Annotated in this window: 11 protein-coding genes and 1 riboswitch; of the genes, 3 read left to right on the forward strand and 8 right to left on the reverse strand. The window is 66.7% G+C overall.

The features are described 5' to 3' along the window. Positions 1–8: 8 nt before the first annotated feature. Positions 9–686 (forward strand): hypothetical protein, encoded by a 678-nt coding sequence (locus tag AC5P9W_RS03655; protein WP_164194057.1) that lies wholly within the window; start codon positions 9–11, stop codon positions 684–686. Between the two features lie 140 nt (positions 687–826). On the opposite strand, the gene AC5P9W_RS03660 is transcribed toward AC5P9W_RS03655, so the two are convergent. Both AC5P9W_RS03660 and AC5P9W_RS03665 read right to left on the reverse strand, forming a co-directional pair. After that, positions 827–2,488, reverse strand: coding sequence for an MFS transporter (locus AC5P9W_RS03660; protein WP_279938706.1), 1,662 nt, complete (start codon positions 2,486–2,488; stop codon positions 827–829). Positions 2,489–2,615: 127 nt separating this feature from the next. Further along, positions 2,616–4,043, reverse strand: a complete 1,428-nt coding sequence (locus tag AC5P9W_RS03665; protein WP_058979243.1) for a DcaP family trimeric outer membrane transporter — start codon at positions 4,041–4,043, stop codon at positions 2,616–2,618. A gap of 245 nt (positions 4,044–4,288) precedes the next feature. Between AC5P9W_RS03665 and acs the strand changes: the two genes are divergently transcribed. Further along, positions 4,289–6,232 carry an acetate--CoA ligase gene (gene acs / locus AC5P9W_RS03670; protein WP_180876313.1) on the forward strand — a complete coding sequence of 648 codons (1,944 nt, stop codon included), beginning with the start codon at positions 4,289–4,291 and terminating at the stop codon, positions 6,230–6,232. Between the two features lie 80 nt (positions 6,233–6,312). Next, positions 6,313–6,978 carry a response regulator transcription factor gene (locus tag AC5P9W_RS03675; RefSeq protein WP_111098071.1) on the forward strand — a complete coding sequence of 222 codons (666 nt, stop codon included), beginning with the start codon at positions 6,313–6,315 and terminating at the stop codon, positions 6,976–6,978. A gap of 102 nt (positions 6,979–7,080) precedes the next feature. Here AC5P9W_RS03675 and AC5P9W_RS03680 read toward each other — a convergent pair whose 3' ends face one another. The 6 genes from AC5P9W_RS03680 to AC5P9W_RS03705 all read right to left on the reverse strand — a co-directional run bounded on the left by AC5P9W_RS03680 (position 7,081) and on the right by AC5P9W_RS03705 (position 20,217). Next, the gene (locus AC5P9W_RS03680) at positions 7,081–7,536 is read right to left on the reverse strand and encodes an REP-associated tyrosine transposase (RefSeq protein ID WP_134735316.1); all 456 of its coding nucleotides are present in this window, start codon (positions 7,534–7,536) and stop codon (positions 7,081–7,083) included. 147 nt (positions 7,537–7,683) lie between these two features. Beyond that, complete coding sequence (locus AC5P9W_RS03685) at positions 7,684–8,259, reverse strand: manganese efflux pump MntP (protein ID WP_111098073.1); 576 nt, start codon at positions 8,257–8,259, stop codon at positions 7,684–7,686. Between the two features lie 88 nt (positions 8,260–8,347). Beyond that, positions 8,348–8,437, reverse strand: a riboswitch (yybP-ykoY riboswitch). A 140-nt stretch (positions 8,438–8,577) separates the two neighbouring features. Beyond that, the gene (locus tag AC5P9W_RS03690; RefSeq protein ID WP_495218818.1) at positions 8,578–12,036 is read right to left on the reverse strand and encodes a hybrid sensor histidine kinase/response regulator; all 3,459 of its coding nucleotides are present in this window, start codon (positions 12,034–12,036) and stop codon (positions 8,578–8,580) included. Positions 12,037–12,242: 206 nt separating this feature from the next. After that, positions 12,243–14,390, reverse strand: coding sequence for a S46 family peptidase (locus AC5P9W_RS03695; protein WP_197576100.1), 2,148 nt, complete (start codon positions 14,388–14,390; stop codon positions 12,243–12,245). Positions 14,391–14,569: 179 nt separating this feature from the next. Continuing rightward, the gene (locus tag AC5P9W_RS03700; protein WP_288041674.1) at positions 14,570–18,424 is read right to left on the reverse strand and encodes a translocation/assembly module TamB domain-containing protein; all 3,855 of its coding nucleotides are present in this window, start codon (positions 18,422–18,424) and stop codon (positions 14,570–14,572) included. Beyond that, positions 18,421–20,217, reverse strand: a complete 1,797-nt coding sequence (locus AC5P9W_RS03705) for an autotransporter assembly complex protein TamA (RefSeq protein ID WP_155030475.1) — start codon at positions 20,215–20,217, stop codon at positions 18,421–18,423. The genes AC5P9W_RS03700 and AC5P9W_RS03705 overlap by 4 nt, the downstream gene beginning before the upstream one ends. Positions 20,218–20,362: the final 145 nt, after the last annotated feature.

A 20,362-nucleotide genomic window follows, 5' to 3' on the forward strand; every position in this document is an offset into this window, starting at 1 on the left:
GGCTTGCTATGGCCGCGGTACTGTCTCTGACCGCAGAGTCGACCGCTCCCCGGCCGGCCCGGTCCTCCATCGCGCTGAACAAAGAGCGAGAGTATGTCCCGATGGTGGGCGACAGCCTGGCGTCGCTTGTAGGCGAGCTGGACGGCGAGCCCACCTCTGGCGCCACCATCGATCGGGTGCTGGCTGCATTGGAGGAGCGACTGAACCGCATCTCATGCAAGCCAACAGAGCCCGATGACGCGCAATCGCTGCCACGTGACGTCACCTGCAGCGCACCTGATGCAGAGCACCTTTTTTCCTACTACGCGGCCTTGCGGCGGGCAGAGACGCCGGCAGAACACGATGGTCATGGCCGTCGCTTTCTAGATGCCTATGAGATGTTGCTCAAGGACTCACCGGATGTCGCCCTCACGCGGCCACGCAAAGATGAAGCAGTGGACGGGCTGTTGCACTTGCTCTTTCCGTTCGAAGCCTGGAACAAGAGGCTAAACATCCCTCGCAATCAGGTGCACCTCCCATTTGTTCCTGTATGCAACCTCGTTGTCGCTCGCGCTGCGCGTTGCCCGGGAGCCGACCAGTTGCGCAGGCAGATCCGCCAGGCAGGCGATGAGAGCGCGCAGCGTCGGTTCTGCATCGAAGCGTTTTCAAGGCGGCAGTTTGAGCAGAGCGATGGATGCCCGGAGTAGCACGTCCTGCGACCGGGGTCGGAGCCCATTCGCGCGCGAAAGGGTTCCGACCCCAGTCGCCACCCCACAAACAAAAAGGCCGCGATCTGCACCACGGCCCCTGAAACCCGGTGGGTGCCGACCGTTGGTCGGCACGCCGGTTATTTGGTGATATCCACGTCCTTGGTTTCGCGCAGGAACAGGCCGCCGATCACCACCGACATCAGCGCGATGATGATGGGGTACCACAGGCCGTAGTACAGGTTGCCGGTACCGGCCACCAGCGCGAAGGAGATCGCCGGCAGGAAGCCACCGAACCAGCCGTTGCCGATGTGGTACGGCAGCGACATCGAGGTGTAGCGGATGCGGGTCGGGAACAGTTCCACCAGGTAGGCAGCGATCGGGCCGTAGACCATGGTCACGTACAGCACCAGCAGCCACAGCATGAACACCGTGCCGGCAATGTTGATGCGTGCACCATCGGCCTTGGCCGGGTAGCCGGCGGCGGTCAGGGCGGTCTTCAGTTCCGCACCGAACGCATCGGCCTTGGCCTTGCCGTCTTCCTTGGTCAGGCCGGCGGCCTCATACGAGGTGACACTGGCGCTGCCCACGTTCACCATCGCCAGCGAGCCGGCGGCGGCGGGCTGCACGTCGTACGGCACACCGGCCTTGGTCAGCGCGGCGGTGGCCACGTCGCAGGAGCTGGTGAACTTGCGCAGGCCCACCGGATCGAACTGGAACGAGCAGGTAGCCGGGTCGGCCACGACCAGGGCCGGCGAGCTGCTGCGGGCTTCTTCGATGGCCGGATTGGCGAAGTGGGTCAGGCCCTTGAAGATCGGGATGTAGGTGACGGCGGCCAGCAGGCAGCCGGCCAGGATGATCTTCTTGCGGCCGATACGGTCGGACAGCCAGCCGAAGAAGATGAAGAACGGTACGCCCAACGCCAGCGCGGCCGCGATCAGCAGGTAGGAGGTGGTGGCATCGACCTTCAGCATGCTGCTGAGGAAGAACAGCGCGTAGAACTGGCCGCCATACCAGACCACCGCCTGACCCGCCGCCGCACCGAGCAGGACCAGCAGCATCAGCTTCAGGTTGCCGCCCTTCAGGCTGTCACGGAACGGGGTCTTGGAACCCTTGCCCTCGGACTTCATCTGCTGGAACAGCGGCGACTCGCTCAGCTGCAGGCGGATCCACACTGAGACACCCAGCAGCAGGATCGAGACCAGGAACGGAATGCGCCAGCCCCAGGCTTCGAAGGCTTCATTGCCCAGGAAGTAACGGCAGGCCAGGATGATCAGCAGCGACATGAACAGGCCGAGCGTGGCGGTGCACTGGATGAAGCTGGTGTACAGGCCGCGCTTGTCGTCCGGCGCGTGCTCGGCCACGTAGGTGGCGGCACCGCCGTACTCGCCGCCCATCGCCAGGCCCTGGGCCAGGCGCAGGATGATCAGGATCACCGGTGCGGCAAACCCGATCGAGGCGTAGTTGGGCAGCACGCCGACCAGGAAGGTCGAGATGCCCATGATCAGGATGGTGACCAGGAAGGTGTACTTGCGGCCGATGCGGTCGCCGAGGCTGCCGAAGAAGGCCGCGCCGAACGGACGCACGAAGAAGCCGGCGGCGAACGCCAGCAGGGCGAAGATCATGCCCGTGGTTTCATTGACGCCACTGAAGAACTGCTTGGCGATGATGGCCGCGAGCGAGCCGTACAGGAAGAAGTCATACCACTCGAAGACCGTGCCGAGGCTCGAGGCGAAGATGACCTTCTTGTGGCCCTTGGTCAGGGTGCCCGCTTTATGTGCGGTGCTGGGTGTACTGGACATGGGACGCTTCCCCTCCGAAGCAATCGTTGTTGGTGGGTGCCGACCGTTGGTCGGCACTCAATTCGGTAGATGCCGACCTTGGCCGGCACCCCATCTCGGTAGGTGCCGGCCGCTGGCCGGCACGCTCTTAGAAGCTGTACTTCGTGGTGAACTGCAACCGGGTGATGTCACCCTTGTTGCCGTTCTCCACTTCGCGACGGCCATACATCAGCTCGGCGCCGATATCGACCTTGGGCAGCGGTGAATAGAAGATGTTGCCGCGGACGCTCTGCACGCTCTTGGTCACCAGCGGGCCGAGGATGCTGTCGTTGTCGTAGTCGCTGCGCGCGTAGATCAGGTTGGTGCGCAGCTTCGGCGAGAACGCATGCCGCCAGCCGACGTAGCCGGCCAGCACGCCGGTCGGGTTGAGCTCATCGCGGGCCACGTCGTAGGCGCTGTCGGCGGTGATGCCCAGGCCGATGTAGCGGGCGATGCCTTCGCCGCCGGTCAGCTGGTAGTGCAGCGAATCGCTGTCACCCATCACCCACTTGCCGCCCAGGGTCAGGCCGCCGGCCACCTTGTCGGCCTTCGCGCCGGTGGCCTGGTTGTCGACCTTCAGCTGACGGACGATGCCGCCGACGCCGAAGGTGCCCCAGTCGCCCTTCCAGCCATAGCGCAGGGTCAGGTCGGGCAGGCTGCCACGGTCGGAGTTGGCGCTGGCGTTGGTCCAGGCACCGGTGACCGGGTTGCGGGTGCCGGTGAGGGTGGTGGTTTCCGGGTTTTCCAGTGCGACACTGAAGCCGCCCTGGGTGTAGCGCACCTGCGCCTGGCGCACGAAGATCACGCCGTCGGTGGGGCCGACGAAGTCGACCGCTTCGGGCAGTGCGGCCGCGTCCATGAAGTTGGACCAGGTCTGGCCGGCCAGCCAGTTGTTCCAGTACATGTAAGCGTGGCGCAGGGTCACGCCGTAGGTGTTGGTGGCGGTCTGGTTGCCCAGCGAGTTGCCGAAGAAGTCCATCTCGAAGAACGCACCGGCCTTGTTGCCCGATTCGCTGACGTTGTCGATGCCCAGGTTGAAGCGCGAGAACTTGGCATGGGCGTTGAAATCGGTGCCCGAGCGCTTGCCGCTGCCGCCAGCGCCTTCGACCGGGGTCTGGCCCGGCAGGTACAGCGAACGGCCGGTGGCGTCGTCGGCCAGCTGGCCATCGCTGGTCTGGGTGGCCAGGAAGTCGGCCTTGATGAAGCCGCCGATCTTGACCGTGGTGCCCGGCGCGGCGCCCGGGGTGAGGGTGGTGACCTGGATCGGCTGCTTGCCGGCCGGCACCTGTGCGACCGGCTTCTGCTCGGCCTGCACCGTGCGCACTTCGGTCACGGCCTGCTGGGTCTGGCTGATCTGGGTCTGTTGTTGTTGCTGCGAAGACAGCAGCAGCTGGACCTGGCGTTCCAGTTCGGCAACGCGTGCTTCCAGTGCCTTCTCTTTGGCGGTCTCTGCGAACGCCATGCCCGGTGCGACCAGGGCGACCAGCAGGCAGGCCGCCAAAGGTGTGCGCACGGCTTTCAACGTACGGTGGCTCATGTTGCCCTCTCTCCCAAGTGGCAAGGTGATGCCGCGCGTGGGGCACGGTCGAGCCGAGACTGCGGGGCGATTATGTATAGCGGCTATTCGCCATTGGTCGAACCCGGGCCTGCAAGGCGCTCACTTTCGACCATGGTCTAACCAGGGTGGTGACGCGGCCGGGGGTGGATGGGGCAAACTGAGGGGGATCGGTCGTTGCAATGCTGCGACCGCACATACAAAGTCAACGTGCAAGTGAGGGTGCCATGGCTGATATCTACCCCGTCGATCCGCAGTTCGCCGCCAAGGCACGCATCGACAAGAAGACCTATGAACAGCAGTACCAGGCGTCGGTGGCCGATCCGGATGGATTCTGGGGCAAGGCCGCCGAGCGCCTGCAATGGATGCGCAAGCCGACGAAGATCAAGAACGTCAGCTATGACCTGTCCGACTTCCGCATCAAGTGGTTCGAGGATGGCGAGCTCAATGCCAGCGTGAACTGCCTGGATCGCCAGCTGGAAACGCGCGGCGACAAGACCGCCCTGCTGTTCGAGCCGGACGGCCCGGATGCACCGGCCCAGCATGTGACCTATCGCGAGCTGTACGAGCGCACCTGCCGCCTCGGCAACGCGCTGCGCAACCTCGGCGTCAAGAAGGGCGACCGGGTCACCATCTACCTGCCGATGATCGTCGACGCCGCGGTGGCCATGCTGGCCTGCGCGCGCATCGGTGCGATCCACTCGGTGGTGTTCGGTGGCTTCGCGCCGAACTCGATCGCCGACCGTGTCAGCGACTGCCAGAGCAAGCTGATCATCACCGCCGACGAAGGCCTGCGCGGTGGCCGCAGGATTCCGCTGAAGGCCAACGTCGATGCCGCGCTGAAGCTGCCGGGCACCAATACCGTGGAAACCGTGCTGGTGGTGCGCCACACCGGCGGTGCCGTGGACATGCAGGCCCCGCGCGACCGCTGGTTCCACGATGTGGTGGACAGCCAGCCGTCCACCTGCGAACCGGAACGCATGAACGCGGAAGACCCGTTGTTCATCCTCTACACCTCCGGTTCCACCGGCAAGCCGAAGGGTGTGCTGCACACCACCGGCGGCTACCTGCTGTATGCGGCCTACACCCATGAAGCGGTGTTCGACCTGCGCGAGGACGACATCTACTGGTGCACCGCCGACGTCGGCTGGGTCACCGGCCACAGCTACATCGTGTACGGGCCACTGGCCAACGGTGCGACCTCGCTGATGTTCGAAGGCGTGCCGAACTATCCGGACACCTCGCGCTTCTGGAACGTCATCGACAAGCACAAGGTGAGCATCTTCTACACCGCCCCGACCGCCATCCGTGCGCTGATGCGCGAGGGCGAGGAGCCGGTGAAGAAGACCTCGCGCGCGTCGCTGCGCCTGCTCGGCAGCGTGGGCGAGCCGATCAACCCGGAGGCCTGGCGCTGGTACTACGAGGTGGTCGGCGACAGCCGCTGCCCGATCGTCGATACCTGGTGGCAGACCGAGACCGGCGGCATCCTGATCTCGCCGCTGGCCGGCGCGATGGACCTCAAGCCCGGTTCGGCCACCCTGCCCTTCTTCGGCGTGCAGCCGGCGCTGGTCAATGCCGATGGCGAGATCCAGGACGGCCCGACCGAGGGCAACCTGATCATCCGTGATTCCTGGCCGGGCCAGATGCGCACGGTCTACGGCGACCACCAGCGCTTCATCGATACGTATTTCCGCACCTACCCGGGCAGCTACTTCACCGGCGACGGTTGCCGCCGCGACGAGGACGGCTACTACTGGATCACCGGCCGCGTAGACGATGTGATCAACGTGTCCGGCCACCGCATCGGCACCGCCGAAGTGGAAAGCGCGCTGGTCTCGCACCCGAAGGTGGCCGAGGCGGCCGTGGTCGGCTTCCCGCACGACGTCAAGGGCCAGGGCATCTACGCCTACGTCACCCTGGTGGCCGAAGAGGCACCGAGCGATGAACTGCACAAGGAACTGATCGCCTGGGTGCGCAAGGAGATCGGCCCGATCGCCACGCCGGACCACCTGCAGTGGGCGCCGGGCCTGCCGAAGACCCGCTCGGGCAAGATCATGCGCCGCATCCTGCGCAAGATTGCCGAGAACGCGCCGGACCAGCTTGGCGACACCTCGACCCTGGCCGATCCGTCGGTGGTGGCGTCGCTGGTGGACGAGCGCAAGGTGCGCTGACGTACGACCCGGGGTCGGATCCCTTTCGGCAAGGAAAGGGCTCTGACCCCATCTGCTTTCCCCCACGGTTCCCCCCGACCATGACCACCCTCCTGATTGCCGATGACCACCCGCTGTTCCGCGAGGCCCTGCGTGGGGCCGTGCAGCGGGTCATCCCCGGCGTGCAGCTGTTCGAGGCCGACAGCGTGGAAGCGTTGTATGCACTGGCCGACCAGCACAACGACGCCGACCTGGTCCTGATGGACCTCAATATGCCCGGTGCGCAGGGTTTCAACGCGCTGGTGCACATGCGCTCGCTGCACCCGCACCTGCCGGTGGTGGTGGTGTCCGCACGCGAAGAAGCCACGGTGATGCGCCGCGCGCTCGACCACGGTGCGCTGGGCTTCATTCCGAAGTCTGCGGATTCGGACACCATCGGCCATGCGCTGGGCGCCATCCTCGATGGCGAGACCTGGGCACCGCCGGAAGCGCACAACGTGCCGCCTACCGGCAGCGAAGAACGCGAAGTCGGCCAGCGCCTGCGCGAGCTGACCCCGCAGCAGTTCCGCGTGCTGCAGATGCTGGGCGCCGGGCGCTTGAACAAGCAGATCGCCTACGACCTCAACGTCTCCGAAGCGACGATCAAGGCCCACGTCACCGCCATCCTGCGCAAGCTGGGCGTAACCAACCGCACCCAGGCCGTGCTGATGGCCGGCAAGCTGGCCATCGACGACGACGCCATCGTACTGCCGCCGGAAGAAGACTGAAGGTGACGGACTGCGGAGCCGAGCATGGGCTCGGCTCTACAGACGTCATGATGCCCCTGTAGAGCCGAGCCCACGCTCGGCTGCTCTTTGCCTCAATACCAATCACTCCTCAAGCAACCATCGACTCCACACATAGGGGTATTCCCCGATGCGCGTGGCCAGTCCAGCACGCACGGGATTGGCCGCGATGTACATCGCCTGCGTGCGCAGGCACTCATCGCCGCGCAGCGCATGGTCGTAGTATCCCGGCTGCCAGATCGGCGCGTTGGCATCAGCGCGCCTGGCGATGGATCTTCCACTCCGGGACTTCAGGATCTGCATGCAGCCGGCCAGCGTGCCCGTACGCAGCTCGATCAACCAATGCAGGTGGTCCGGCATGATCACCCAGGCCAGGGAGAAGGTACGACCGGTTTGCTCGACTGTGCGCAGCGCTTCGATCAGAAGATCGACGTTGCCCTTGTCACTGAACCAGGGACGACGCGCATGCGTCACCGTCGTAAGGGCATAGACATTGCCGGTATGCGACCAACGACCATAACGGAGTGCGGGACTGGCCATGCGAAGACGCTATGGCACGCGTGACAGCCTCTCCATCAGTGCAACACCGCAATGCTTGTCAGCCAACACCCTGATGTAGAGCCGAGTCCATGCTCGGCTGCCATGCAAAGCAGCCGAGCGTGGGCTCGGCTCTACAGATTTCCCTGCTTACCCCACGCCGTGCAGGTGTTCGTACAGGATCGTCGCGCCGATGATCATCAGGATCACGCCGCCGATGATCTCGGCACGCTTGCCGACCATGCTGCCCAGCACGCGGCCGAGCATGATGCCGACGGTGACCATCGTCAGCGTGCACAGACCGATGACCGCCGCCATCACGCCGATATGCACGTCCATGAAGGCCAGGCCGATGCCCACGGCCATCGCGTCGATGCTGGTGGCGAAACCGGTCAGCGCCAGCTTCCAGAAGCCGTGGTGCTGCGAAGGGTCTTCGTCTTCCTCGGCACTGTCCGGGCGCAGGCCGTTGTAGATCATGTGGATGCCCAGCGCACCGAGCAGGCCGAAGGCGATCCAGTGGTCGAATGCTTCCACGTACTGCAGGGCGGCACGGCCGAGCAACCAGCCGATGATGGGCGTGATCGCCTCGATGACGCCGAAGATGATGCCGGCCCGCAGTGCATCGCGGAACACCGGCTTGCGCATGGCCGCACCCTTGCCGATCGCCGCAGCGAAGGCATCGGTGGACATGGCAAAGCCGATCAGGAGGATCGAAATGGGGGACATGGACAGCGGCTGAGGTCGGGCTAGGACGGACGCACGGCCTGCGCTCGCGCCCAACCTGACGTTGCGCGCGCGGGCCGCTGGTCTCGCCAACCATCATGGTTGTCCACGCCACGGCGCACTGGCCGAGTATGTTGACGTGGACGATTCCTGCGAAGGAATCCGGCTACTCCCCAAGGGGACGCGAAGCTTAGCATCGCGATTCGCGCGTGGCGCATTTCCAGCGAAACGCGCAGGCAGGGCTGGTTTGTATAGCGATGGCTATATCAGCCCCGCACTGCGTGGGGGAGCCGAGCATGGGCTCGGCTCTACAGTTGCCAATCAGGCGTCGCTATTGCCGGCGTCGCGCAGCGCGCCGAGGAAGGCGCGCAGCGAGGCCGGCTTGATCGGCTTGGTCAGCACGCGGTAGCCACGCTCGCGCGCCATCCGCTTCAGCTCGTCGCGGCCATCGGCGGTCAGCAGCGCACCCGGCAGCGGATAGCCGGCCGCCTCGCGCAGCGCCACCAGCGCATCAAGGCCGTCCATGCGGTCATGCAGGTGGTAGTCCACCAGCATCACCTGCGGGCGCTCGGCGATCTTCTCCAGTGCCTGGTCGACGGTGGCGGCGGTGATCACCTGCACCTGCCAGCGGCCGAGCAGCGCGCGCATGCCGTCGAGGATTTCCTCGTCGTTGTCCACGCACAGCACCCGTAGGCCCGCCAGCGAATCGCTGCGCACCGGTGTGGCCACGGCCTGGGTCGCCTTGGCAGGCTCGGTGTAGCCGGGCAAGGGCGCAACCCGTGGCAGGATGATCGAGAACATCGAGCCGCTGCCGACGCGGCTGCGCGCATTGAGGCGATGGTCAAGCAGGCGCGAGATGCGCTGGCAGATCGACAGGCCCAGCCCCAGACCCTGCTCGCCCCAGTCGAACGGCTGCTGGTAACGGTGGAACTCATCGAAGATCTGCCGCATGTGGTGCTCGGGAATGCCGGGACCGGTATCCCATACCTGCAGCTCCACTTCGTCGCCACGATGGCGCACCGCCAGCACGATGCGCCCCTGGCGGGTGTAGCGCAACGCGTTGGCCAGGAAATTCTGCAGCACGCGGCGCAGCAGGCGGCGATCACTGCGTACCCACGCCGGGCGCGCGAACAGGTCCAGGCGCAGGCCACGACCGGCGGCGACCGGCGTGTACTGCGCCGCCAGTTCGCGCATCAACGCACTCACGTCGAATTCGCCGATCACCGGGTGCAGGCCACCCGCATCCAGCCGTGACACGTCCAGCAGGCCATCGAGCAGCTCCTCAGCCGCACGCAGCGACGCGTCTACGCGTTCGGCCAGATGCTTCTGCTCGTCGCTCACGTGATCGCTGTCGCGCAGCGCGGACGCAAACAGGCGCGCGGCGTTCAGCGGCTGCAGCACGTCGTGGCTGATCGCCGCCAGGAAGCGCGTCTTCGACTGCTGTGCGACCTCGGCCTCATGCGAGCGCTCGGCGACGCGCTGTTCCAGCGTCTCGTTGGCTTCAAGCAGCGCCTTTTCGGCGTGCTTGTAGTCGGTGATGTCGTTGTAGCTGGTCACGTAGCCGCCGCCGGGCAGCGCCTGGCCGCGCATCTCGATCACCTTGCCGTCGCTGCGGGTGCGCTCGAACACGTGCGGCGAACCGGCGCGCATGTAGCCGATGCGGCGGTTGATCTGCACTTCGATATCGCCCTCGCCCAGCTCGCCGCGCTCGGCGTTGTAGCGGATCAGGTCGGCCACCGGGCGGCCCACGTAGAGCATGCCGTCGGGGTAACCGAACATGTCCTGGTAGCGGCGGTTCCACGCGGTCAGGCGCATGTCCGGGTCGACTACGCTGACCCCGGCGCTGATGTTCTCCAGCGTGGTCGACAGGATCTCGCGGTTGAAGCGCAGTTCCTGCCCGGCTTCGTCCAGTACCGCCACCACTTCACCCAGGTCCATGCCCGAGCCACGCAGCAGGCTGGTGAGCAGCAGGCGCGCCGATGCCGCACCAATCGAGGCGGCCAGCAGCCGTTCGGTGAATTGTACCCAGGGGCGGTCCGCAGGCGCCGAGGACTGAAGCTCGCGCCCCAGCGACTGTGCCTGCTCGAAAAACGAACGCCGCGCGTGGCGCTCTCCGACCACGCGCGAGGCCAGTGCCAGCAGGTCGCCCACATGCACGTGGCCGGGCCAGCCACCGGCCACCGACGGGCGCTCGGCATACGGGTCGAGGAACGGCGCGGCGCGCAGCCGCTCGTCCACACCGGGGCGCCAGCGCGCGGACACCAGCATCATCGTCGCCGCGTTGACCAGCAGCGACCAGAACGTGCCGTGGGTCAGCGGATCCCAGCCGGACATGCCGAACAGCTGCTGCGGACGCAGCCACTCGATGCCGAACGGGCCGTGCTGCACCCAGGCGGCGTCGACCCAGCCGGCCATGGTCATCGCCGGCAGCAGCAGGGTGTACAGCCAGGTGGCAAAGCCCAGCAGCATGCCCACTTCGACGCCGCGCCGGCTGGCACCGCGCCAGTACAGGCCGCCGATCAGGCCGGGCGCGAATTGCGCCACCGCTGCGAACGCCATCAGGCCGTACGAGGCCAGCGTGCTGTCGTTGCTGCTGGTGCGGTAGTAGCTGTAGGCCATCAGCGCCAGCAGCAGGATCGCCAGGCGGCGGATCCACAACACGCGCGAGGCGACGTCAGCGGCTTCCTGGTGGTCACCGCTCCGACGCAGCAGTACCGGCATCACCAGATCATTGCTGACCATGGTCGCCAGCGCGATGGACGAGACGATGACCATGCCGGTGGCCGCCGAGAAGCCGCCCACGTAGGCGATCAGCGCCAGCGCATTGCGGCCTTCGGCCAACGGCAGCGCCAGCACCATCGAGTCGTCGGCGACGCTGCCGCCGGTGCCGAACAGGGTCACGCCGGCGGTGGCGATCGGCAGCACCATGCCCGAGATCAGCACCAGGTAACCGCCGAACATCCAGCGCGCGCGGCGCACGTCGCGCACGTCACCGCACTCGACCACGGCCACGTGGAACTGGCGCGGCAGGCAGATGATGGCGAGGAAACTGAGCAGGGTCTGCGAGATGAAGCCGACCGGCGGCAGGCCGGTGAACAGCGTATGCACCGACTCGACCACCGCGTCGGTGCGGTTGCTCAGCCACAGGTAGGCGAACACGCCCACCGCCAGCATCGCCAGCAGCTTGATCACCGATTCAAAGGCAATCGCCAGCATCATGCCGTGGTGGTGCTCGGTGGCATCGACCTGGCGGGTACCGAACAGGGTGGCGAACAGCGCCATCAGCAATGCCACGTATAGCGCCGGGTCGGTGAAGAACCCGGTCGGGCCGGTGTTGCTGGTCAGCACCTGCAGGCTCATCGCCACCGCTTTGTACTGCAACGCCAGGTACGGAATGATGCCGATCAGCGCGATGATCGCCACCAGCGCCGCCAGCCGCCGCGAGCGACCGAAGCGCGAGGAGATGAAATCGGCGATGGAGACCACGTTCTGGCTGCGTGCGATCAGCGCCAGGCGCTCGATGATGCGCCAGCCGAACAACAGCAGCAGCAGCGGGCCGATGTAGATCGGCAGGTAGCCCACGCCATTGCGCACGGCAGTGCCGACCGCGCCGTAGAAGGTCCACGACGAGCAGTACACCGCCAGCGCCAGGCTGTAGACGACCGGCCGCAGCCAGGGCCGGTCGGGGTACATCGGCCGACGGTCGCCCCACCACGCCACGCCGAACAGCAGCGCGGCATAGGCAACCGAGACCAGCAGCAGGATCCAGCTGGAGACCACGCGTGCGTTTCCGTCAGGACAGGGGTCAGTAGATCACGACCGCTGGTCGTGCGGGTAGGTCATGGCGGTGGGTCACGACCATTGGTCCGTCTGGTGGGTCACGACCGTTGGTCGTGGCGGGGACATCCGTGCCCACTGACAGTGGGCACCTACCGGGAATCAATGGGCACCCACCAGGAAGCGGTGGGCGCCTGCCAGGTACCGGTTTACTGGGCCGGTACGCCCATTTCCTTCAGCAGCTCGGGTGCCGGGTAGACCTTGGCCAGCAGCCAGCGCAGGTAGCGCATGTCCACGTGCACGGCGCGCTTGTAGCGCGGGTCGAACCACCAGCTGGCGCTGACCGATTCCCAGTTGCTGTCGAAGTTCAGGCCGATCAGTTCGCCCTTGGCGTTGAGCACCGGCGAGCCGGAGTTGCCGCCGGTGGTGTCCAGGTTGGTCAGGAAGTTGACCGTCTGGGTCTTCAGCGCCGGGTCGGCAGTGCTGCCGAAGTCACCCTTGGCGATCGCGGCCAGCAACGGCTTGGGTGCGTCGAACGGATAGGCGTTGGTGTTCTTCTCGACGATGCCGGCCACGGTGGTCACCGGCGAGTAGGTCACGCCATCGCGCGGGTGCAGTGCCTCGACCCTGCCGTAGCTGATGCGCAGGGTGCGGTTGGCATCCGGGTACACCGCGCGGCCCTGCTTGGCACGCCAGGCGAACAGCGCCTGCATGTACGCCGGGCGCAGGCGCAGCTGCTCGCCTTCGCGGGTCTTGCTCTCGTTTTCGATGCGCAGCTGCGCGGCCACCAGCGGGCCGGCCACGGCGATCAGCGGATCGGCGGCCAGGGCCTTGCCTTCGCGTGCGGCGGCAAAGCGCGACAGGCGCTGCGCCTCATCGCCCAGCTGGGTTCCGGCGTACAGGGTGTCCAGCGCCGTGGCCAGCTGCTGCGGGGTGCGGCCGAAGGCCGCGTCGAACTCGGCCACGCGCTGCGCGTCCGGCAGCTGCTGGTAGCGGGTCAGCAGGGTGGTCAGCAGGGCCTTCTCGACCTCCGGCGCGTAGCGGCGCTGGACCTGCTTGAGCACGCCTTCGATCATCGCCTGGTCGCGCTGCTGGTAACCGCTCTCGCGCTGCGCGTCAGGCTTGGCCGATTCGATGCGCAGGCGCTCCAGCAGCAGCGCAGAGCGCAGCAGCTGGCTCTGCGCGGCGATCTGGTCCAGCAGCAGGTCACGCTCGCCCACCGCCGCGCCCTGCGACAGGTTGGCCAGCAACGCCTTGATGTCGCCCTGGTACTTGCGGTCGGTCGCGGCCAGCATCGCGGTCTCGTCGGCGGCACGCTGGGCCTTGGCGTCGCTGCGCAGCAGGCCTTCCAGTTCGCCAGCGGCGCGCTTGCGGTTGTTCTTCAGCGACTGCAGCTGCGAGGCATAGCGGGTACGCGCCTGCGCGTCCTTGGCGGTGGCGGCCTCGATGGTGTCGATCATCTGCTGGAACACCGACACGCGGCGCGGCAGCACGGCATCGATCTGGCCGGCGAATTCGGCGGCGGTACGGTGGCGATAGGTGATGCCCGGGTAACCGGCCAGCATCGCGTAGTCGCCTTCCTTCGGGCCTTCCACCGACATCTGCAGGTGCGCCGGTGCCTGGTAGGGCACGTTGTCCTTGCTGTAGGCGGCCGGCTTGCCGTCCTTGCCGACATAGGCGCGCAGCAGGGTGAAGTCGCCGGTGTGGCGCGGCCACATGAAGTTGTCGATCTCGTCGCCGTAGTTGCCGATCGCGCGCGGCGGCGCGTACACCAGGCGCACGTCGCTCAGTTCCAGCTGGGCGATGCGATAGAAATCGGTGCCGTAGTACATGTTGGCCACCGAGCAGCGCACGCTGCCGTCCTTCTCGCACTCGGCCACGATCTGCTTGCTGGCCGCATCAACCGCATCGAAGTAGGCGCGGCCGGTCTTGCCACGGGCCTGCGCCAGCACCTGGTCGGTCACCTTGTCGAAGCCGACGGTGACCAGCACGCGGAAGTCCGGGTTGGCCGGGCGCTCGTCGGCGCGGTCCTTGGCGATGAAGCCACCGTTGATGAGGTCGTGCTCGGGCGAGCTGTTGTACTGGATCACGCCCATCGCCACGTGGTGGTTGGTGAGCAGCAGGCCGTCGGAGGACACGAAGGAGCCGGTGCCACCACCGGCACGCACCACGGCACTCAGCGGCGGTGCCGTCACGTTGGCCAGGTCGGCCGGATTGCCCTTGAAGCCTGCGGCCTGGAGCGGCTTGGCCAGTTCCGGCAGCTGGGTCGGCATCCACATGCCTTCGTCGGCGTGAGCACCGGCGGCGAGGGTCAGGCCCAGGGCCAGGGCGGTGGGAAGGGCTTTGCGTGGTGACATGAGGCAATCCGGTACGACAGAACAGCCCGGGACCATAGCCGCTGGGGCCGGATGGGGCAACGGCCGATGGTTGGGGGCCTGTCAGGTAGAGCCGAGCCCATGCTCGGCTGCTCTTCCTGCAGACCGCGCTGCGCGCGGAAGCCGAGCATGGCTCGGCTCTACAGGGATGCCACGGCGGGTTATTTCTCCCGCCGCCAGTTGATCGACCCACGGTTTTCCACCGTGCTCGACTCCACTTCCACATCAAACCCGCGGCGCAGCAGGTACTTCAGCGTGATCACCGAACCTGCGCCCACCAGCGACACGCCGTAACCCACGTACAGCTTGGGCGAGATGTACTTGCCGACGCCGATCACCGAGCCGCCCAGTGCGCGCGACTGGCTCACGCCGGCATCGTCCAGGCCCAGCTTGGCACCCAGCTGCGACGCCAGCAGGCCACTGCCGGCCGAGAGCGCCGCCGAGGCCGCGTTGACCTGCTGCGCCTGGTCGCTGCTGGCGCCGGTCAGGCTGCGTCCCAGAACCAGATAGGCCAGTGCCTCGGACTGCGACATCGCAGGATCGGACCACACGTCGGCACGCGGTTGCTGGGCACGCCCGGTCACGTCGATGCCGGCGGTGACATCACCGATCCGTCGCTCGGCACGGATGTTGATGCGCGGGTCGGACACCGCGTTGTAGTTCCAGTTGAGGTTGCCGCGGGTGATGGTCAGGTCCTGCCCGTACGCCTTGTAGCGGCCGCTCACTTCCAGGCCGCCATTGGCGGTCATTTCGCGGCCGGGCTTGGCCCAGACCTGCATCTTGCCGGTCAGCGCGCCCTTCAGGCCGAACCCGGTCATCTTCACCTTTTCGCCGAGGCTGACGGTCAGGTCCATGTCCAGCGGCGAGGTGCGCGACTCTTCCGGATCAGCCGGATCCAGCACGACCACGTCTTCGGACACCGAGGTGCCACGGTCCAGGCGCTCCAGGTCGATGTCGGCCTCTGGCACGTGGACGGTACCGCGCAGCTCCATCGCTGCCTTGGCCAGGGTGAAGTCGAGGTTGGGGTTGGCGACGATGCGCAGTTCGCTGGTGTTGGACAGCAGCACGTTCTCGCCGTGGATCTTCAGCTGCAAGGGCTGCGCATCACCGAACCACGACAGGCCACCGTCCACGTACAGCGTGCCCTGGCCGGAGTTGGCCTGCGCGGTGATCTTGGCTGAACCGTCGGGCTGGGCCACGAAGCTGCCCTTGCCCTGGTCGAAGGTCAGGCCCAGCGCCGGGAATTCACCCTTGAAGTTGCTCAGCTGCGCGTCGCCACCCAGCGACGGCTGCCCGCGCGTACCGCGCAGGCTCACGTGGCCCTCGATCAGGCCGGTCGGGCGCACGATGTCCGGCGAGAACAGCTCCAGCCAGTACAGCCGCGACATGTTCAGATAGAGCTCACCGTTCAGTGGTGCACTGGCTTCCCAGCCGGTCTGCATCTTCGCGTCGACGAAGCCGTTGCCCTGGAAGCCCATGCCCAGGTAGCCCTTGATGCTGGACGGGGTCATGTCGAGCTTCAGCGAGAACTGGTCATAGCGCACCAGTTCGCCGCGGGTGGTATCGCCCACGGTGTTGCGGTTCTCGCCCAGGCGCACGCCGCCTTCCTTCGAGCGCACTTCCACATGGCCTTCCCAGGCCGCGCCACGCGGGCGGATCTGCGCGTCCAGGCTGACGTCGCCGCGCAGATAGATGCGGCGGCCGGACTGCGGCGGCAGCCACGGCTGCACCAGCGCCAGCGGCAGCGCGTCACTGCGCACCACCAGGCCTTCGCGCGGCCAGTTGGCCTGTGCGCACAGCGCGCCGCTGCTGGCGGCGGCCAGGCAGGCTTCGGACAGGGTGTAGGTGCTGCCGTTGATCGCGAACGCCGCCGGTGCACGCAGCGACCACGCATCACCCTTCACCGGTGCGATGCGCAGCGATGCCAGCTCGCCGCGCCACTGCGTGCCCTGCTGGCGCACGCTGCCCTGCAGCTCGATCGCCCCCATCTCGTTGCGGGTCTGCGCAGCCAGGCGCAGGTTGGAGACGCTGCCCTGCGCATCCACGTTCAAGCGCTCCAGCAGCATACCCGCGTTGACCTGCTGGCCCTGGATCGCCAGCGTGCCGCTGTCGCCGCGCCACGGCAGGCGGCCCTTGATGCTCACGCTTTCGGCGCCGTAGCCGTCCCAGTTGAGGTTGTTGCCGACCAGGTCGGCGGTGATGTCCGGCGCGTCGCGCGGGCCCTTCACCTGTACCTGGCCACGCAGGCCACCGTCGGCGCCCGGCAGCAGATCGCTCAGCTGCAGCGGTTCGAAACGCGCATCGATATCGAGGCGGTCGCCGACCTTGCCCGACGCGGTCACCCGGCTGCTGCCCAGCGACAGCTTCAGGTCGCCCTGGCCCTGCGCGCCCTGCAGCGCGAACTTTCCCTGCGCATCGAGATTGCGCTGGCGCAGCACGCCCTTCAGCGACGGCAGATCGACCGTGGCTTCCAGCGTACCCGAGGTGCCCGGTGCGGCATTGGCCGGCGGCGGCAGCTGGCGGCCCTTGGAGGCCAGGTTGCCGGACAGGCGGCCGTTCCAGCCCGGCACGAAATAGCCGGGGTCGAAGTCCTTCAGCGTGGCCTTGGCGTCCCAGTCCAGCTGCGGTGCCCACGCCACCTGGCCTTCCACCTGCAGCTGTCCACCCGGCGTCTGCGCCTGCAACTGGTGGATCGACGCGGCCTGGTCGTTGCCGCGTACGTCAAAGCGCAGCTGGGCCTTCTGCTTTTCGCGTTCGACATCGGCGCGGCCGATCGCCGCCCAGGCCTTCAGGGTACCGGCCAGGCCGAAGCGTGCTTCCTTCAGGGTGACCGGCACCGGTGCGCTGCCGGCGGTGTTCGGGTCCGGTGCCGGCACCCAGGTCAGGTCACGCGCGACCACCGAGAAGTTGAGCTTCTGCTGGTCTTCCTGACTGAAATCGGCGGTACCTTCCAGCCGCGCCTCACCGCCAAGGCCCTTCACCAGCAGCGGTGAGACCTTCAGCACCTGGTCCTGCAATGACACCACCGACGGTGCCAGTTCCAGTTCCTGATCGCCCTGCTTTACCTTGCCACGCAGGTTGGCATTGCCGCCCTTGCCGGCGGCGGTGAAGTCCAGCGACAACGGCGCGATCGCCGAGCTCGCCAATGCTGGCGACAGCAGCGCCAGATCCAGCTCGTCGCTGCGCACGCTGGCGTTCCAGGTCGGGTCGGTGCGGCCATCGAACACCAGCATCGCGTGCAGTGGCTTCGGCGCGCGCCCGGCTACGGCCACTTCCATGTGCGACAGGTCTCCGCGGGCGACCAGGCCCACCGTGGCGGCCGTGCGCCCACGCGGTGCCGGCAGCACGGCAGTGACGGTCACGTCGGTGTCGTAGTCCTTGGCCGGGATGTAGCGACCCTGGGCGGTGAAGTTGCCCATGTCGCTGTCCACCACCAGCCTGCGTGCCTGGAACTCGCCATTGGCGATCTCGATGCCACCACGCACGCGACTGATGTCGATCACCGGCTCGTTGGCCTGGCTGATGCGGAAGCCGTCGATGGCAATGGCGTCGGCCTGGATCGCCAGCGGCATCTCGATCTGCGGCAGCGAATCGGGCCACGACGGCAGCTTGAACGGCTCATCGCTCTTGGCCAGGTTCAACGTCGCGTTGCTCAGCTCCAGCTTGTCCAGCAGCAGCTTGCGGCCCAGCAGCGGGCGCAGGTCCGGCTCCAGGTAGGCGCGCTCGGCGTGGAAATGGATGTCGTCGTAACGGAAGTCGACGTTGTACAGGGTCAGCGGCCCTGCCACCGGGCCGTCCACCTTGTCCCAGGTGAAGCTGGCACCCACCGGGAGGCGCGCCACCACCTGGGCCAGCAGTACGTCACGGCCGGCCACGGTCTGCAGCAGCCAGTACACCGCCAGCAGGGCCAGCAGCACCAGGCCCAGCACGCCCACGCCGGACCAGGCCCAGAAGCGGCGGCGCCGGTAGAAACGCACGCGCGGCGGCCTGTTCGGAGTCGGTGCAGAGGCACTCACAGGTCCGCTCCGATGTTGAGGTACAGCTGGAACTGCGAATCCGGGTTGTTCAGGCCGTGCGCGATATCCACCCGCACCGGGCCCACCGGCGATTTCCAGCGCACGCCGAAGCCGACGCCGGTATGCAGGTCGATGGTGTTGTCAAAGGCACTGCCGGTATCGACGAACACCGCCGCCCCCCAGGGGCCACCGTTGAAGTAGTGCTCGTACTCGGCCGAGCCGATCACCAGGTTCTTGGCACCCAGCGCATACTTGTCCGGCTTCGGCGTACGCGGGCCAACCTCACGGTAGGCGTAGCCGCGGATGCTGCGGTCACCACCGGCGAAGTAGCGCAGGCTCGGCGGCATCGCCACCAGGTCGCTGGTCCAGGTGGTGCCACCCTCGCCGCGCAGGATCAGGCGATTGCTATCGCCCACCGGGATGTACCAGCGCAGCACGGCATTGGCCTGCACGAAGCTGGTGTCCGAACCCGCACCTTCCACACCGGCGCGCATCGTTGCCGTACCGCTGACGCCCTTGCGCGGGAACAGCTCGTCATCGACGTCGACGTAGTCGGCGACCAGCTGCGGGTACACCAGCGTCGAGGTGTTGTAGACCGCGTCGGTGAATTCGGTGCCGGAGGCATAGCGCCAGCGCTCGCGCAGCGCGTTGATCGAGGCGATCGCGGTCCAGTGTTCGTTGATCTCGCCGCTGCGGCTGGCGATCAGCTTGAAGTTGCGCAGGTCGATGTAGTCGGTCTGCTCGTCATACGCGCTGGCAGCGAAGGTGTACCAGCCATCAAGCCAGTTGAAGGCCGGAATGCGGTAACTGGTGACCAGGCTCTTGCGCTTCTGCGCATAGTCCAGCTGCGTGTTCATCTTGTGGCCGCGGTTGTTCAGGAACCGCCGCTCGATGCCACCGCGCACACCCGGGCCGCTCTCGCTGCCGTAGCTCAGGCCCGCGGTGTAGATGGTGCGCTTGGCCCGGGTCAGCTTCACGTCCACCGGCACTTCGCCGTTTTCATCGGCCTGGTCCGGGCGCGGCTGGATGTCGATCACGCTGAAGTAGTCCAGCTTGGTCAGCGACTCGCGCAGCCGGTCCAGCTTGCCCTCGTGGTAGTAGCTGCCCTGGTCCCAGTACACCAGTGGATCGAACAGCTTGTCGACGAAGTAATCCTGCTCGAAGCGCACCGGGCCCATGTTGTAGCGGCGGCCGCTGTCCCAGGTCAGGTCGATGTCGGCGGCGTTGTCGGCGCGGGTGATCTGCACCTGGCGCTGGGTGTAGTCGGCATCGAAGTAGCCGCGCTCGGCCAGGCGCCGGGTGATGGTGATCTTGCTGGCTTCGTACTGGGTGTGCTCGAAGCGCTGGCCCTTGCGGGGCTTGAAGGCGGCCAGGTCGTCCTGCAGGTACTGGTCGTACATCGCCGGGCCGGTGATGTCGATGTGCTCGCGGCGCACGGTCACCGGGGCCCCCTTGTCGACATGGATGAGCACGCGCACGTGCTCATCCTGACGCGGCGCCTCGACCTTGATCACCGGGTTGTAGTACCCGAACGGTTCCAGCGCCTGGCGGGTCTGCCGCTCGGCCTGCGACAGCAGGTACTCCAGGCGCGATTCACCCTGCTCCTTGCCGATCGTGTCGAACAGCGACAGCGATTCCTGGATGTTCTCGATGATTGCGGCGTCGTCGCCCTTGTCCAATCCCTTGATGTCCACCTTGTCGATGGTGCCGCGCGCGTGGGCCACGGAGGTGGCGGCCAGCGACAGGACCATCAGCGGCAGGGCGTATTTCTTTGGCTGCATGCGGCACAGCATACCGACCGGAGGTGACGATGCGAAATGCATCACGTCGTTGGAGATCGGTTGTTAAGTGGCGGTCAAAATACGCGCCTTTGTGGCGATCATCGGGATCGCACGCGAGGATGCCGACGTCGCGTGCGGCGACGCCGATGATCCCGAT

It is taken from the genome of Stenotrophomonas sp. YJH_SMC_33, from assembly GCF_059372295.1.

What these genes read in the sequence shown, in the direction of transcription:
- AC5P9W_RS03655 (WP_164194057.1), top strand. Translation starts at nt 9, where the DNA reads ATGGCCGCGGTACTGTCTCTGACCGCAGAGTCGACCGCTCCCCGGCCG.
- AC5P9W_RS03660 (WP_279938706.1), bottom strand. Translation starts at nt 2,488, where the DNA reads ATGTCCAGTACACCCAGCACCGCACATAAAGCGGGCACCCTGACCAAG.
- AC5P9W_RS03665 (WP_058979243.1), bottom strand. Translation starts at nt 4,043, where the DNA reads ATGAGCCACCGTACGTTGAAAGCCGTGCGCACACCTTTGGCGGCCTGC.
- acs (WP_180876313.1), top strand. Translation starts at nt 4,289, where the DNA reads ATGGCTGATATCTACCCCGTCGATCCGCAGTTCGCCGCCAAGGCACGC.
- AC5P9W_RS03675 (WP_111098071.1), top strand. Translation starts at nt 6,313, where the DNA reads ATGACCACCCTCCTGATTGCCGATGACCACCCGCTGTTCCGCGAGGCC.
- AC5P9W_RS03680 (WP_134735316.1), bottom strand. Translation starts at nt 7,536, where the DNA reads ATGGCCAGTCCCGCACTCCGTTATGGTCGTTGGTCGCATACCGGCAAT.
- AC5P9W_RS03685 (WP_111098073.1), bottom strand. Translation starts at nt 8,259, where the DNA reads ATGTCCCCCATTTCGATCCTCCTGATCGGCTTTGCCATGTCCACCGAT.
- AC5P9W_RS03695 (WP_197576100.1), bottom strand. Translation starts at nt 14,390, where the DNA reads ATGTCACCACGCAAAGCCCTTCCCACCGCCCTGGCCCTGGGCCTGACC.
- AC5P9W_RS03705 (WP_155030475.1), bottom strand. Translation starts at nt 20,217, where the DNA reads ATGCTGTGCCGCATGCAGCCAAAGAAATACGCCCTGCCGCTGATGGTC.